General features: G+C 70.8%; 9 protein-coding genes. 3 read left to right on the forward strand and 6 right to left on the reverse strand.

Annotated features, from left to right (window positions below; genetic code table 11):
* The 4 genes from QR77_RS46535 to QR77_RS09525 form a co-directional block, all read right to left on the reverse strand.
* On the reverse strand, window positions 1–1082 hold a 1082-nt coding region (locus QR77_RS46535), incomplete at its 3' end, for a hypothetical protein (RefSeq protein WP_040020941.1).
* Window positions 1079–3259 (reverse strand): hypothetical protein, encoded by a 2181-nt coding sequence (locus tag QR77_RS09515; protein WP_040020942.1) that lies wholly within the window; start codon window positions 3257–3259, stop codon window positions 1079–1081. The genes QR77_RS09515 and QR77_RS46535, both read right to left, overlap by 4 nt.
* Window positions 3259–4065: a hypothetical protein gene (locus QR77_RS46540; RefSeq protein WP_040020944.1), complete on the reverse strand. Its 807-nt coding sequence runs from the start codon at window positions 4063–4065 to the stop codon at window positions 3259–3261. The genes QR77_RS09515 and QR77_RS46540 overlap by 1 nt, the downstream gene beginning before the upstream one ends.
* Before the next feature lie 155 nt (window positions 4066–4220).
* Window positions 4221–4910: a Crp/Fnr family transcriptional regulator gene (locus QR77_RS09525; RefSeq protein ID WP_236710575.1), complete on the reverse strand. Its 690-nt coding sequence runs from the start codon at window positions 4908–4910 to the stop codon at window positions 4221–4223.
* A gap of 137 nt (window positions 4911–5047) precedes the next feature.
* Between QR77_RS09525 and QR77_RS09530 the strand changes: the two genes are divergently transcribed.
* From QR77_RS09530 to QR77_RS09540, 3 genes are all read left to right on the forward strand, one after another.
* On the forward strand, window positions 5048–5692 hold the full coding sequence (locus tag QR77_RS09530; protein WP_201778796.1) for a Pycsar system effector family protein: 645 nt from the start codon (window positions 5048–5050) through the stop codon (window positions 5690–5692).
* Between the two features lie 409 nt (window positions 5693–6101).
* A complete protein-coding gene (locus QR77_RS09535) occupies window positions 6102–7613 on the forward strand; it encodes a glycoside hydrolase family 30 beta sandwich domain-containing protein (RefSeq protein WP_040020947.1) in 1512 nt (503 codons plus the stop codon).
* A gap of 272 nt (window positions 7614–7885) precedes the next feature.
* Window positions 7886–11917: a family 78 glycoside hydrolase catalytic domain gene (locus QR77_RS09540; protein ID WP_040020949.1), complete on the forward strand. Its 4032-nt coding sequence runs from the start codon at window positions 7886–7888 to the stop codon at window positions 11915–11917.
* 9 nt (window positions 11918–11926) lie between these two features.
* Here QR77_RS09540 and QR77_RS09545 read toward each other — a convergent pair whose 3' ends face one another.
* Together QR77_RS09545 and QR77_RS09550 are read right to left on the reverse strand one after the other, a co-directional pair.
* Entirely contained in the window at window positions 11927–14188 is a 2262-nt protein-coding gene (locus QR77_RS09545; protein WP_040020951.1) for an alpha-L-rhamnosidase C-terminal domain-containing protein, read from the reverse strand.
* Window positions 14189–14205: 17 nt separating this feature from the next.
* A partial coding sequence (locus tag QR77_RS09550) for an alpha-L-rhamnosidase C-terminal domain-containing protein (protein ID WP_052488634.1) occupies window positions 14206–16259 on the reverse strand: 2054 nt, incomplete at its 5' end.

A 16259-nucleotide genomic window follows, 5' to 3' on the forward strand; every position in this document is an offset into this window, starting at 1 on the left:
GGAGCCTGCTGCTGTGCCTGCTGCTGCGGCGGCGGTGTCGGCTGCCGCGAGTCCTGGGGCTCCGGCGCCACCGTCCCGTCGGACGCCGAGAACGCGCCCGCCGTCAACTGCCCCTGCGCCGAGGTACTCCCCGACAGCGCGGGCTGCGACGTCTCGAAGAGCGGCGGCGGGTTGTACATCTGCTCCCACATCTTCTGCGCCTCGGCGGGCTGGATCATCCCCTTGTCGACCAGCTCCTTGAGCATCTGGCTCTTGCGCTCCACCGTGACCTCGTGCCGGTTCCCGAACTCCAGCATCAGCTCGTGCAGCCTGCTCGTGTCCTGGCCGATGAGGCGCAGCATCAGCCCGCCCTCGCCACGGGCGGCCTCCAGCATCGCCCTCTCCCGCAGCCCCTGGAGATCTTCGCTGAGGTAGTGGGTGGCGACGTCCGTGTTGTGCTTGGCCCGAGCCTCCAGCGTGGCGAACTGCGCCTGCTTCAGGGCCCGCAGGTGCTCCACCGCGTGCTGGTCGAGGCTGAGCCGTACGGTCAGCGTCTGGATCGTCAGGCCCTCCACCATCTCGTGCGGCCGGCCCGAGAACCTCTCGCGGGTGTACTTCTCGAACTGGTCGAGCTGCTCGATGCTGTAGAGACCGGCCTGCGCGCGCAGCAGGTCGCGTACGGCGTAACTGACGGCCCGCACACCGTCCACGGTCGTCTTTATGTTGCGCCGGACCACCTCCGCGGCGCTGGTCACCGCCCAGCGCGCTTCGTACGCGGCCTGGAACGCGAAACCCCCCGTACCGCTGGGCAGTTGGTCGTCCCAGGTCGACAAGTGGTCGCTCATGTTGACGTCGTAGCGGTAGCGGTACTTGACCGAGCCGAACGCCGAGGGCCGGCGGGCGAGTTCGACGATCTGTCCGTCGGCGGTGGAGAACACGAGGGCCTGGCTCGGCAGTGGGGCGTCTCCGCGCCCGCCCATGGTGACCTTGACGGGGTCGGCGATGAGGATGTTCGGATCGAGCTGGGGGGCCGTGTTCTGGGGCCCCTGTGCGGGAGCCGGGTAGCCGGGAACGGGGTAGCCCGGCGGCGGGTAGTTCGTCACGTGCTGATCCTTCCTTCGAGGTGGGCCAGGACCTCGTGGCCGGTCAGCGAGGCGCCGCGCCCCTCACCCGCCGCGATCCAGTTCTCGGCCTGCTTGCGGATGATCTGGTAGGTGCGCCGGTCGGCGCAGACGACATGCAGCAGCCGCGCGAGCGCCGCGCGGCCCTCCGGGTCCTTCTCCACGAGCAGGGCCCAGTTGCCCAGGACCTCGTGCGCCGACCTGTAGACCCGGGGCGAGTTGACGACCTGCGTCCAGAGCACGGCCACTTCCTCCCGGCGCCTGGAGTCACGGTCGGCGGCGGCCAGCAGCGCCGGCCACGTCCTGTGGCCGGCCCCTCGCGGCCCGTCGGGGACGCGGTCCACGAGGTCCACCGCACCCCAGAGGAAGGCGACTTCGCCGATCAGGACGCGATGCGGGCCATGGCTGCCGGAGCGGATCCACTGGTCGATGAGGTCGAGCGCGTCGCGGTAGTACCTGCCGTCCTCCAGCGCCATGTACTCGGTCATGCTGACGGCGATGGCGTGCAGGATGTCGAATTCGTCGCTGTCGGCGAGGCTGTGCAGCAGGGCCCAGGCCGCCTCGGTGCCGTCCATCTCGAAGATCACCCGCCAGGCGCGGGCCGCCGAGGCCCGCAGCCTCGGGTTCGGCTCCAGGCTCCAGCCGCGTACGAGGTCGTACGCCGCCTTCGCGTGCCCGGCCTCCATGGCCGCGACCCGGACGGCGATGGCGGCCGCGTCCCTCAGTTCGGACCGTTCGTCGGCCGCCCAGGGGCTGAGGATCGCCGCCCTGATCGTCTCGAAGGAGTGGGTCGTGAGCGTCCCTGCCGCCACGGCGGCCCGCACCCGCACCGTCGGCAGGTCGCTCACCGCGCAGTCGAGCAGCCAGAACGGCAGGGCCGGGCGGATGTCGTCGTACTCGGTCCAGACGAGTTCCAGCACCTTGCTCGCGAACCCCTGGTCGCGGAAGCGGACGACCTGGCCGCGCGCGCCGCCGTGCCGGGTCCCGACCTCGGACTCGACGAGGGTGGCGTGGATCGCGGCGAGCCGGCCTCGCCTGCTGCCGGACAGCGGGGTGTTGCGAGGGCGGTCCGGGTTCTCGGCGGTCTCCTCGACCTGGAGCCGCTCCTGAAGGTCGTGCGAGAGGGCGGCGACCGATTCGTACGCCTCTCCGCCGAAGACGGCCACCCCGATGGCGAGGCACTGCCGGGCGAGGTCGTCCAGGCTGTCGAACCAGGGTCCGTACGACTGGCCGTCCCGCAGCTCCAGGCGGTCGCGCACCTTCCTGACGACCTCGTCCTCCGTCCCGGCCCCGGCCGCTTCGGCGAGCAGGTGGCCCAGTTCGGCGGCGAGCGTCGCGGTGGTCCCGGACAGCCGCTCGCGCAGCAGGTCACTGACGTCGGTCCTGGCCAGGAGGCGCTGGACCCTGGCTCCTTCGGCCATTCCGAGCCGCCAGCCGAGGTGCGCCGCCGTCACCTCGGCGGCCGTCGGCTGGTCGCCCGCTTCGAGCAGGCTCCGGGTCAGTCCGGCGTCGGCCGGTGTGACCGACGAGCCGGCGGTGAGGACCAACCGGCAGTCCTGGGAGCGGAGTTCGGTCTCCAGCCGGTTCACCTCGAAGAGCGTGAGCGCCGCCGCCCCGGTGTCCGGCAGGTCGGCGAGTATGTAACCGGCACCGCGCTGGAGGTCGGCGGCTCCGATCCGCGTCAGGTCGGTCCCGGGGTCCAGCAGGTACAGCTCCCGGTGCCTGGCGTCGAGCAGCAGCGCCCTCGCGAGCGCGTACTTGCCGCAGCCCGCCGGGCCGCGCAGCAGGGTGATCGTCCGCCTCCCGGCGTCCCGGCTCAGCACGTCGTAGTGGACCGGCCGTACGAAGGCCTCGCGTGTCTCGTCCAGGTCCTCGTGCGACAGGTGGTACAGGCGCAGCGCGGCCGGGCCGGCGACCATGTTGTAGACGTTGCCGCCGACGTACTGGCCGACGCGCAGTCCGCTGATGGCGTCGCGTTCGGCGCCGAGCCGCTCGTCGGCGTTCCCCGGGCTGCTCCTGAGCCCCGAGAGCGAGTCGAGCAGTCCCCCGCCCTGGCCGGAGTTGCCCTGGCCGGGGTCGTTGGCGTTCTCCTTCGGTGCGCCTCCCTCGGGCTTCGGCTTCGGGGGCGAAGGGGTTGTGCTTCCGTCCGGATCAGACATCACTTCTCCCGCTCGCCGTTGCCCGGCATCTGAATCGTCATCCCACCGGTGACGGTCTGGTCGCCGTACACGAACTGGCCGATGTCACCGGCGAACGCCGGAGGGAGCCCCCGCTCGGTGGCCGCCGCCGGTCCCGCCTGCCGGGCCGCGCCACGGTCCGGCCCCGGCTCCTGCCCCTGCCCCTGCCCCGGTGTGCGTACGAGCGGGGTGATGCCCGGCGGTACGTCGTACCCCGGCACCCGGATCCAGGCGCTCGCCCCCTGGATCTCCTTCGCGTCGAACGGGAACTCCCTGAACGCCTCGCGCTCCACCTCCGGTGCGCCCCGGTGGACCACGCGCCGGTACCAGTCGTCGGAGACGGCCAGGGCGAGCCCGGAGCGCCGCGCCTCGGCGAGTGTGGTGCGCAGCGGCTCGATGTCCACCAGCCGGCAGGCCGTGTTCAGCTCCTCGCCGACCCAGCCCCGGCCGTCCCAGCTCACATCGCCGGAGTGCAGCGCGACGCGGATACGCAGCGCCCCCTCGTCGTTGCTGGTGCGCGCGTGCGCGCGAAGCTGGTCGTGCAGCAGGCCGACGAACCGTGCCGTGAGGTCGGTCTTGTCGACGCTGCCCGGCAGCAGCCAGAAGAAGCCGTCGCCCCGGTCCGCCGGCGGGGGCGCCGCCGCCCTGTCCACACCGGTGTCGTCGAGCGCCGTTTCGGCCATCTCGTACAGCCGGGTACGCAGCCACTGCGCGACGCGGTCGGCCCTGCTGCCGAATTTCTCGATGTCCACCACGACGATCGCGTAGTGCTGTGACTTGACGTTCATGAGGCTCCGTCCCTCAGCGGAAGGGGCACCCGGGCGGGGTTGTCCCTCCCCCCAAGGGGCCGGGCCCGGGCGCCTGTTCTTATCGAAGCCGGGTCCGGCGCGGCCCACAGCGTCATATGACGCACAAGGGGCCGATGTGTCCGCCTGAGCGGATTTCACTCGTCCGTTTGTTCCCGGAGCTTCCCGATGTCGAGTACGACCGTCCGGCCGCGGCTCGTGGACACCACACCTTCGTGCTGCATCGCCCGCAGGCAACGCACCACCGACTCACGGGAGATGCCGGTCGCTCCGGCCAGTTCCTGCTGGTTCATGTTCACGGCGATGGCGCCGGCCGGGGTGTCGAGGGCGACGCCGTAGCGGCCCGCGAGGTCCAGGAGCACCCGGGCCAGCCGGGACTTGGCCGGATGTGCGCCGTAGCCGGCACGGGAGTTGTCCGAGTGGCGGAGCCTGGCGACGACACTGCACAGTACGGAGACGGACAGCGCGCCGTTCTCCGAGAGCAGTCGGCGGAACGCCTCGGCCCCGACGACCACACCTTCGACCCGGTCCATGGCTGTCACGGTCGCCGACCGTTTCGAACCGTCGAGGCAAGACATCTCCCCGAGCAGTTCGCCCGGGCCCCGGAGGGCGAGCACACTCGTATAGCCGTTCGCTGACTCGGCGGTTATCTTCGTCAGCCCGCCGATGATGAGGACGACCGAATCCGCCCGGCCGCCCTGACGGATCAGCACCTCGCCCCGCTCCCACGCGCGCACCCGGCCCGCCGCGCGGAACAGCATCAGCTCCTCCGGCGAGAAGGGCTCCGGCGGACCGGAGGTGCCCGGTAGAGGACGTGTTCCAGTCACACGACATCAACCCCCCGATGATTCGGCCACCATGGTAGGTAACAACGCGGTCGCTGAGGGTCACTTGACGCAGACTCCTCCCGATCCACACAGGTATTCCTGGTGGGGTATCACCCGCCCGCCGCCAGGAGGACACGATGACCGAAACTCCCGAGAGCTCCGCCGGCACGGCCGGCACGGCCGGCAGGGCCGCCAGGACCAGCAGGGCGGGCAGCGCGGACAGCGCGGACCGGACCGACAGGGCTGACAGGACCGACAGGACCGACAGGGCCGACAGGGCCGACAGGGCGGTGGAGACGGCGACCGAGACGGCGTGGCGGATTCACGCGTCGTTGTCGGACTGGACGGGCAAGGTCGACAACAAGGCCGTCTTCGCGCTCAGCATCGAGTCCGCGATGCTGGCGGGAACCGCGGTCCTGTCCACCGGCCCGAACGCGTTCCTCGACCTGGCCGGGACACCGGCCGCCTGGCTGACCCGGATCGGGGTGATCCTGCTGGCGCTGTCGGTGCTCCTCGCCGTGGCGGTGGTGATACCCCGTACGAGAGGCGCGCTGCTGCGCGTCGACTGGCCGGAGAACTTCACCTACTTCGGCCATCTGCGGCTCTGGGAACCCGACGCGCTCGCGGAGCATCTGAGGACCGCCGATCCGCTCGGCTCCCTCAGCCGTCAGTTGGTCATCATGTCCAAGGTCGCCTGGCGCAAGGCGCTGCTGGTCAAGCTGTCGCTGATCATCGCCCCGGCGGGCGCGGTGTGCACTGTGGCGGCGGGGCTGCTCGGCTAGGTCGTGGCCCGGCCCCCGGCCTCCGGCCCCCGGACTCCTGGAGACCCAGAGACCCCGAGTGGTGTGACTTCAGACTCTGCATGGATCGGGCATCGACCCGGGTTCTCCGGCCGCCGCCTCGACTCCCCTCGTACGGCTGGGAGTTGCCCTGCCCAGCGGGTGCCGCGCGGCGCGTACCCGGGGTAGCGCCCTGGTGGGAGCGATATGACAGCTCCGTTCAAGGTCTTGACGCTCCCTGCCTCAAGAGCTTGACTCCTGATCATGTCGTGAAGCTTGAAACGTGGACTTAACACGCGAGAGAGCCCCCGAGACCCGACTCGACCACTCCCCCACCACCTCACCCCCCACACCCTCCACACCCCCCACCACACCCCACATCAGAGGTATCGCGATCTTGAACGGAGATCAGATGCGCTCACACCGCAACCGGACCTTCATGGCGGCTGTCGCCGCGACCGCGGCCGTCGCCGCGGCCCTGGTCACCACCTCGACCCCGGCCTCCGCCGACCCGACCACCGCGAAGGGCGCGGCGCACGCCGGGACCCATCCGGTGCGGGGCTGGACGACCGGTCCCGACCAGGACGGCGCCACCACCACGCAGTTGACGGCCACCCCCGCGCCCGCCACCGGCACCCCGGACGGCACGACCGTACGCGTCGACCCGAAGAACACCTTCCAGACGGTGTCCGGCTTCGGCGCCTCCCTCACCGACTCCTCGGCCCGTGTGCTGTACGGCCTCGCGCCCGACAAGCGGGACCAGGTCATGGCCGATCTCTTCGACCCGAGGACCGGCGACGGTACGAGCTTCCTCCGCCAGCCCATCGGCGCCTCGGACTTCGTGCAGGGTCCCGACTACAGCCTCGACGACGTGCCGGCCGGACAGACCGACTTCGGCATGCGCCACTTCTCCGTGGCGCACGACGAGAAGCAGATCCTGCCGCTGCTGCGTCAGGCGGAGAAGCTGAACCCGAAGCTTCAGATCGTCGCCACCCCGTGGTCCCCGCCGGCCTGGATGAAGACCGGCGACTCGATGATCGACGGCAAGCTGATCGACAAGCCGGCGGTCTACCAGGCGTACGCCGCTTACCTGGTCAAGTTCGTCAAGGCGTACGCGGCCGAGGGCGTCAAGGTCGACTACCTGACCGTCCAGAACGAGCCGCAGGCGCTCAACCGCGACAACTACCCCGGTTCGGACATGTCGTTCGAGCAGGAGTCCAAGGTGATCTCGGCGCTCGGCCCGGCCCTCAAGGCCGCCGGACTGCACACCAAGATCCTCGGTTACGACCACAACTGGACCGAGCACCCGAACGACATCGCCGCGCACCAGGCCGTCGGCGAGGACCCCGAGGTCAACTACCCGTACGACCTGCTGCGTTCCAAGGCCGCCAAGTGGATCTCCGGTACGGCGTACCACTGTTACGCCGGTGACGCGTCCGCGCAGACCGCGCTCAGGGCGTCCTTCCCGAACGAGGACATCTACGAGACCGAGTGCAGCGGTGGCGACATCTCCACCGCCATCGACTCGGTGAACAACTGGGCGAAGAGCGTCGTCTACTGGAACATCGCCCTGGACGAGAAGCACGGTCCGCACCAGGGCGGGTGCGGTGACTGTGACGGCACGGTCACCGTCAACTCGGCGACCAAGGACGTCACTTACACCTCCCAGTACTACGCCCTGGGGCACTTCTCCCGGTTCGTCGAGCCGGGAGCGGTCAGGATCGCGTCGAACGCCGCACGCAACGACGCCTCCACCACCCCGGTCACGACGTCCGCCTTCGTCAATCCGGACCGTTCCACGGCCGTGGTGGTCAACAACAGTGCCAAGACGGCCGAACCGGTGACCGTGCTGGCGGGTGGCAGCAGCTTTACGGCGACACTCGCGCCCGGCGCCACCGCCACGTACACCTGGCCTGCCGCCTGACCGTCGCGTAACCCGCCGACCGTGCGGCCGGATTCCGTCCGGCCGGACAGCAGCCGGGGTGGTTCTCCTGACGAGGCCACCCCGGTTGTCCGCGTCCTGACCCGGTGCGCCAACTCCCGCAACTCCCGTGCCCTCGGCGGCTCCCGCGACTCCGGCAGCTTCGGCCGACGCGGTGTTTTCCGGTTGCCACCCTCTTGCCCCGGCGGTGACCGTGGCGGTAGACAGTGCCCCGATCGATTGAAACGTTTTTATCGAGGTCGAGGAGCCGCTCTGTGACACTGCTCGGGCACCGAAGAGGCCGCCGAAGGCCGTACGCGGTCCTGTTCACCGCGCTGATCGCCACCGTCCTTGCCGTACCCGCCACCGCCTCCGCCGTACCCGCCACCGCCGCCCCCGCGCCCGGCAGTTCGGGCGGTGCGCAGGCGCCCACACATCTGCGCGTCGACGGCATCGAACCCGCCGACCGGGCGGGCGGCACCGCCCGTGTACTCGCCGGCGAGGCCAGGCCGGTGCTCTCCTGGACCGTGAACGACTCGGGGCGCGCCGAGGCGCAGACCGGCTACCAGATCCGCGTCGAGCCGGCCGCCGCGGGCCGGGGCGGCGCGCCTGTCCCCGGCTGGGACTCGGGCCGGGTGGCCTCGGGGAACTCGACGGAGGTGGCGTACGCGGGGCCCGCGCTGGTCTCCGACCACTCCTACACCTGGTCGGTGCGGACCTGGAACAAGCGGGGCGAGGCCTCACGCTGGTCGGCCCCCGCCTCGTTCGACACCGGTCTCCTCGCCCCCTCGGACTGGTCGGCCTGGTGGCTCCAGGTCGATGACGGCGCTCTGATACGCGGCGACTTCGACCTCTCGAAGCCGGTCGCCAGGGCCCGGCTGTACTTCACCGCGCAGGGAGTCGCCGAACCCCACCTGAACGGGGCGCGGGTGGAGCCCGCCGAGGTGCTCGACTCCTCGGTCACCGACTACGCGTCGCGGGTGCTCTACCGCGATCTCGATGTCACCAAGCACCTGCGCAGCGGGCACAACACGCTCGCGTTCATGGCGGGCAAGGGCCAGTTCAGCGGCCGTCCCACCGTCCTGGCGCAGTTGAAGGTGACCTTCACCGACGGCTCGGTGGCGTCCTTCGGCACCGACACCTCCTGGCGGAGGACCGCCGGTCCGGTGACCGGTGACGACTTCTACAACGGCGAGACGTACGACGCCCGTAAGGCGGTTCCGGGCTGGGACGAGGCCGGTTCCGACGCCAGTTCCTGGCCCCTCGCCCACGCGATCGCCCCCGCCTCGCACCTGACGAGCCTGGCCCAGGGCAAGCCGGTCACCGCGCTGGACACCACCAGCACGAACGGCTGGTCGCCCGCCGCGCTCACCGACGGCATCGACGGCTCCGCCGACACGTCCGAGGGCTACCACTCGGCGATCGTGCCGGCCGCCGACACCACCGAGTGGGTGCAGACCGACCTCGGCAGCGCCCAACACCTTCGGAACATCCGGCTGTTCCCGGCGCGCCCGACGAACGACCCGGCGGGCGACCTGCCGGCCGCCGGCTTCCCGGTGCGCTACCGCGTACAGGTCAGCGACGACCCGTCGTTCGCCGACCCCGCCGCCGTAACCACCGTCGCGGACCGCACCGGCGCCGACCAGCCCGCTCCGGGCACCTCGCCGGTGGATCTGAAGACCGACGTGACCGGCAGGTATGTACGGGTCACCGCCACCCGACTCGCCTGCGCCGGTGCGAGTTGCACCCTGCGGCTGGCCGAACTCGGCGTCTACGGGGGGTCTCCCGCCACGGCGTACGACGCGCTCACCCACCCGGAAGCCGACCTGACACCGCCGACCCGGGCGGTGCGGACGCTCGCCCCCGTCAAGGAGACGCACCCCGCGACAGGCAGCCGGGTCCTCGACTTCGGCCAGAACTACAGCGGTTGGGTCACCATCCGGGCGAAGGCGCCGGCCGGCACGACCGTACACATCAAGAAGGGCGAAATACTCGACGCGGCCGGCCATGTCTCCACCTCGAACATCAGCTTCTCCGCGGCCGACCCGCCCCGGCAGACCGACCACTACACCTTCGCCGGTGCGGGCACGGAGAGTTACGCCCCGCACTTCGCGTACTCCGGTTTCCGGTACGCCGAGTTGACCGGCCTGCCGGACGACGCGGAGATCACGGTGAACGCGCAGGTCGTACGCACCGATGTCGCGACGACCGGGCAGTTCAGTACATCGAACGCCACCCTCAACAAGATCCAGGACGCGGTCACCCAGACCCAGTTGAACAACCTCCAGACCATGCCGCTGGACTGCCCGACCCGGGAGCGGCACGGCTGGCTCGGGGACGCCGGTGACACCGATCAGGAGGCGATGAGCAACTTCGACCTCCAGTCCTTCTACGCGAAGTGGCTCGGCGACGTCCGCACCAGCGCCAATGCCGACGGCAGTGTGCCGTCCGTGGCACCGGCCAACGGCGGGCAGAACGACTGGAAGACGGACCCGGCGTGGGGAACCGCGTATCCGCAGATCATCTGGGACAGCTACACCCAGTACGGCAGCACGCGGCCCATCACCGACAACTACGCCCGGGTGAAAGCCTGGGTGGACTACCTCGGCACCATCAGCGACGCCGACCACATCGTCGTCAACTCCCCCACGTCGTGGGGCGACGACTGGCAGGCCTCGGTCAGCACACCGCACCAGTTCTTCCAGACCGGCGCCTACTACCTCGACGCCGGTCTGCTCGCGAAGATGGCGGGGGTGGTGGGTGACACGGGCGACGCGCAGCACTACGGCGCGCTGGCCGACGAGATCGCCGCGGGCTTCACGAAGCGCTACTTCGACGCGGACACCGGCGTGTACGGCACGGGTACCCAACTCTCGTACGCGATGCCGCTGGCACTCGGTCTCGTCCCCGCCGGCCACGAGCAGGCGACGGTCGACAAGCTGGTCCAGGACATCACCGCGCACACCGACCATGTCACCACCGGCTTCGTCGGCACCGGCTATGTGTTCCAGGCGCTCGGCCTCTACCACCGCGACGACGTGGCCCTCGACATCTCCACCCGTACCGACTTCCCGAGCTTCGGTTACATGGTGGAGCAGGGTCCCGGCACCATCTGGGAGAAGTGGACCAACTCCTCATCTCCGGACGGCACTTCGTCGAAGGACCACATCGGGCTGGCCGGCTCGATCGGCCAGTGGTTCTACCAGCGGCTCGCCGGCATCCAGCCGGGGACCGACGGATCCGGATACCGCACCCTGACGCTCGCGCCCGGCGTCGTCGGCGATCTGACCTCCGCCTCCGGGCAGCAGCGGACGGTGCGCGGTACGGTCGTCAGCTCCTGGCAGCGGCACGGAAACACCCTCACGTATCACGCGGTTGTGCCGGTCGGTTCGACGGCGACCGTCGAGTTGCCGCTGCTCGGCGGCAAGGGATCGACGGTGCGTGAGAGTGGCAGGACGGTGTACGCGGCGGGCCGTCATCCGCAGTCCGATGCCGGGCTGAGCGTCGGACGGGCCACCGACGAGGCGCTGACCCTGACGGCGGGCTCCGGTGACTACACCTTCACCGTGGACCCGCCGCGCACGCCGTTCACCGAGGTCACGGTGGCGGCCGGCGGCTCCGTACCGCTCGCTCCCGGCGTCGGCGGGGACCTCACCGCCACCGTCCGGCAGCGCTCGACCGGCGGCGGCTCGGCCGTCCTCGGGGCGACCGTGCCCGCCGGCTGGACCGCGACGGCGACCCCGGCGCGTGTCCCGCTCACCCCGGCGACCTCGAACGTGCACGCCACGGTACGGATCACCGCGCCCGCCGGAACGGCCAGTGGTGAGTATCCGGTGACCCTGACCGTACGGGCCCCCGACGGCACCGTGGCGAAGTCGACCGTCCAGGTGGCGGTGTTCGCCGGGCTGCCGGCCGGCAGCGGTGCGCGGGCGTCGAGCGAGCACGCGCCCAATGTCGTCGACGGCGCGACCCGCACGTATACGGCTGCCAACGCGGTGGACGGGAACCCGTCGACGTTCTGGAACGACGACACCCAGGGGGTCTATCCCGACACCCTCACCGTCACCACACCGTCCGCGCTGACCCTGCGCGGGGTGGGGCTGTCGTCGATCGGCGACGGGGTGCCGACCGATTTCACCGTCCAGACATGGGACGGCTCGGGGTGGGTGACACGGGCGGAGGTGTCCGGCAACTCGGCGCTGCACCGCTGGATTCCGTTCGCCTCACCCGTGACGGCCACCCAACTGCGGGTGGTCGTCACGGGTACTCAGGACGGATTCACCAGGATCGCCGAACTCAGCGCCTGATGGTCGAACTCAGCGCGTGAAAGAGGCGTTGAGCGTGTGCTGTCCGGCGCGCACACCATCCACATAGACGTACGCACCGTCCGTGGTGGTGTGCGCGCCGCCGACGGCGGCGCCGCCGTCCCAGACAGGCCGCCCGTCGAGTTCGACCCGTACCTTCTTGCCGGTCGTGGGCACCGCCAGCCGGCCGGTGGTGCCCGCGGGGGCCGCGCTCTTCAGCGTGAACCCGTGGGAGGTGGCCCGCCAGGACGCGGTGATGGCACCGCGCGGGGTCGGCACCCTGCCCTCGGCCCAGCTCAGCGACCCCGGGCTCGGCACGACCGAGTACGCGGAGAAACCGGCGCCCGTCGGCTCGACGCCCAGCACCTGGTTGGTGAGGCTGGTGGTGGGACCGGCCGCCCATCCGTGCGCGAGGCTGGTGAACTGCTGTATCCCGGGCTGCCCTTGGAGATCCGCCTTCTCCCAGAAGGTACCGCCGGGGTCCTGGGCCAACTGGTAACCCCAGAACGTACGCATGAGGTCCTGCGCGCGCCGCTGCTCGGCGCCGCCCGCGTCGTTCACGGCCAGCCGGGCGCTCACCTCGAAGCCGCTGGGCAGCGGTTCGTAGAAGGGCGTGATGGCCGCGTTCGGGGTGCTGGGTGCGACGGTGAGAGCGCCGTACGTGCTCCAACTCGTCGCGTGCAGATACTCCATGGCGCTCCGCGCCTGGGCGGGGCTCGCGACCCCGGTCAGCACGGCGGTCGCGTTGGCGTCCTGCGGGTAGGCGTCCGGGATCTCGCGGGAGAGCCGGTAGGCGCCGGTGGCGGGGTCCCAGAGCTGGTCGTTGACCGCCTGCTTCACCACGCCGGCCCGCTTCGCGTAGCCGGCGCCCCCGGCCGGGTCGCCGGTGGCGGTGGCGAGGGCCGCCATCTCGTCGAGGTTCCTGGCGTAGAGGGCGTTGACGTAACTCTCGTGGCCGCAGTCGCTGTAGCCGTAGTGACCGCACGAGCCGACGTCCCCGAACGCGATGAGCCCGCCCGGGTCCTGGGCCCGCACCGACTCCAGCCAGGCGGTCGCCTTGGTCAACGCGGGCCACCAGCGCGCCAGATAGGCGCGGTCGCCGGTGTACAGCCAGTGCTCGTAGTGGTTGTGGACGAACCACGTCACATACTCGCCGTAGGTGCGCAGTTCGTCCGCGTTGTGCGCGCCCACCTGGCTCTCGGCGGGGACGAACCCGTCGGGAAGCTGCTGGGCCGCCAGCGAGGAGAGGGAGTTGTCGACCGCTTCGGTGTCGCCCGTACTGAGGTAGGTGACCGGGGCCTGGACGGCGAGGTCGCCCTGCCAGATGATCCTGTCGCGCTTCGCGCCGTCGAAGATGACTTCCTTCTCCGGATCGGCGTAGGGGACTTGGGCGTCCGCGTGGTCGGCCTCGCCGTCCACGTACGGCCAGCTCTTGGCGGTGTCCGACATCCAGGTGTCGAGCTGGACCGTGTAGGCACCGGCGTACCAGATCTTGTTCAGCGTGTTGTCGCTCGACAGGAAGTAGCCCTGGTACGCGGACGGGTCCGCCTGCTTCGGCACGGCGCCGAACTGGAGCGACACCTTGCCGATGTCCACCCAGCCCGCTCCGTCGAGGAAGAGTGTGGCGTACCGGAATCCGCCGCGCAGTTGGGAGTCGGTGAGCGTGGCGGGCAGCTTCGATGGGTCGAGGGCGAGGGTGTGGCTGTCGGAGTCGTAGGTGTACGCCTGGCCCGGGTAGCCGTTCCAGATGTTGGCGGTGTCGCAGCCGGGGGCGAAGGCCGCCTGCCCGCTGTTGTCGCTCGGGGCCGTGGCCGCGTAGCGCAGCGACTCGCTGAAGCACACGTGCAGAGCCGGGGGTGTTGCCGAGGCCCCGGCGACATGGACCTGGATCTTTCCGCCGACGTCTTTTCCGAAGTCCACGGTGAGCAGCGGCGATTGGGTGCGGTCCCCCTTGCTGACGAGCCGCACCGGCTTCTTCGTACCGCCGAGAACCGCCTTCGGGTCCCCTTCGAGCGACCCGCCTCGCGCGGTCGCCGCCTGTACCCGGACGGGGTCCACGTCGTGGCTGCTGGGGGCCAGCACGTACGGTCGCCAATCGCCGGGGCGCGGCTGGTAGTTCGCCTGCGTCCAGGGGTCGGGGCGGGCGGCCGAAGCGGTACCCGCCGGGGCCAGGACGCCGCCGAGGAGTGCCGTCGCCGCGGTGAGTGCGACGAGCAGCGCCCGGGGCGCGCGGTCGCGAGTGCGGTTACGGGTGCGGATACGGGTGGGTGTCATCCGGTTCGTCCTCCAGCTCATCGGCTGCGCACCGTCACGGTGTGGTTGCCGCCCGGTATCCCGGTGAAGTGAACATGGTCGCCCACCCGGCGCGCGCCGTGACCGCGCCGGTCCCCGTCCCAGACCCGAACTCCGTTCAGCCGTACGACGAATGACCCGCTCGCGGGGACGGGGACACCGACCTCGGTCAGCACCCCGGCGGGGGCGCCGACCGTCAGGTCGAACTGATCCCCGGCCCTGGCGCGCCAGGACGCGGTGATCACACCGGACGACGTCACCAGCCGCCCCTGCGCCGAACGTACGTCGCCGGGGCGCGGGACGACTCCGTACCCGGGACCGCCGTCGTCCGACGGCTTGATGCCCAGCAGATGGAAGGTGAGCGCGGAGGTCGGTCCTGTCGACCAGCCGTGGGCCGCGCTCATGTAGGAGCCGCCGTAGTCCGAGGTGCCGTCGGTGCGGTAGCCCTCCCAGAAGGTGCTGGCCGTGCCCTGCGGGGCGTCCAGCATGTAGCCCCACTCGCGCCTGATCAGGTCGAGCGCGGTGGTGTCGCGTCCTGCGGCGAAGTGCGCGTGCACCTCCATCCCGCCCGGGAACGGGTGCACGGAGGTGCCGCTCTTCTCCGGGCTGAGCGCCCCCACGGGTGTCCAACGCCCCGCCAGCGCACCGCTGATGGCGGCGGCCCGGTCGGCGCTGTCGACCAGGCCGAACCACACCGCGAGCGCGTTGCCGTCCTGGGGGTACAGCGCGGCCCCGGCGCCGGTGGGCTTGTCGCGGTACAGCCCGGCCGCCTCGTCCCAGTAACCGCCCGTGTCGATCGCCGACTTGAGGGCCCCGGCGAGGGTCTCGTAGGTGTCGGCGCCCGCGTTGTCGCCGACGGCCCTGGCCACCGGGACCGCCGTGACCAGTGCCCGGTACATGATGGCGTTCGCTTCGAGGTTCTTGCCGTCGGAGTCCGTCCGCGCCCAGTCGGCGCTGCCCGTCACATTCAGCAGACCGTCGGTGTCGATCTTGCCGGTGATATAGCGGATCGCCTTGGTGTACTGCGCGTACAGCGCCCGGATCCACTCCGTGTCACCGGTGAACTGCGCATAGGCGGCCGTTCCGATGAGGGTCCACAAGTGGTAGGCGTCGGAGTTCCCGATGAAGTTGACGGCGGGCCCGGCGTACGGAAGAGCACCGGTCGTGGCGTCCTGGTGGTTGTACAGCGTCCGCAGCGAGTTCCGTACGGTGTCCAGGTCGCCCAGCGAGACGTAGTCGGTGAGCACCGAGATCCCGAGGTCGCCGGGCCAGATCGTACGGTCGCGCTTCGCGCCGTCGACCAGGACCGTGTCGCCGGCCTCGCCGACCTGGGCGCTGTTGTCCCAGCCGAGGGCGGGCGCGCCCCAGACCCGGCCCTGGTCACCGGCGATGATGTTGGTCTGGACGGTGTAAGCCCCCGCGTACCAGATCCTGTTGAGCAACTCGTCGTCACAGTAGAAGTAGTTGGGGTAGGCGGACAGGTCGGCGGCGTTCGGCGCGAAGGTGAGGGCGACCGACACATCCGTCAGGTCCACCGTGCCCGACGTCTCGTTGGTGACCGTCAGATAGCGGAATCCGCCCCGGAGTTGGCTGACCGGGTGGGCGGTCGCCGCGTCGCCGGCTCCGGCGACGGGGGTGTCCTGCTCCGTCGAGATCCGGCCGCTCGGCGGTACGGCGTACCGCACGGCGGGCTCGTCGTTGCTGCCGCCGTTGGAACCGTCGCTGGCCGTGGCGCTGATGTAGGTGGAGAGCTCGGAGTAGGCGAGCCCGACGATCTGGCCGGTGTCGGTGAGGGGGCCGAAGCCGAGGGTGACGAAGCCGCCGACCTCCTTGCCGAAGTCGAAGGTGACGGAAGCGCCGGCGCCGACGAGGCGCGCTCGTGAGGCGGCCGCGTGGTGGGCGGTGCGGGCGCCCGGCCCCCCGGCTGCGGCCGTGTCCACGCCCGTGAAGGCGCGGGCGGTTACGGGACGGACCGTACGGCTGGACGGCGACAGGTTGAACCTGTCCCACGGTCCGGCCGGCGCCCTCCCGTACGTACCCGGCCTGCCGGGCC

Source organism: Streptomyces sp. 150FB (genome assembly GCF_000818195.1).
GTDB lineage: Bacteria > Actinomycetota > Actinomycetes > Streptomycetales > Streptomycetaceae > Streptomyces.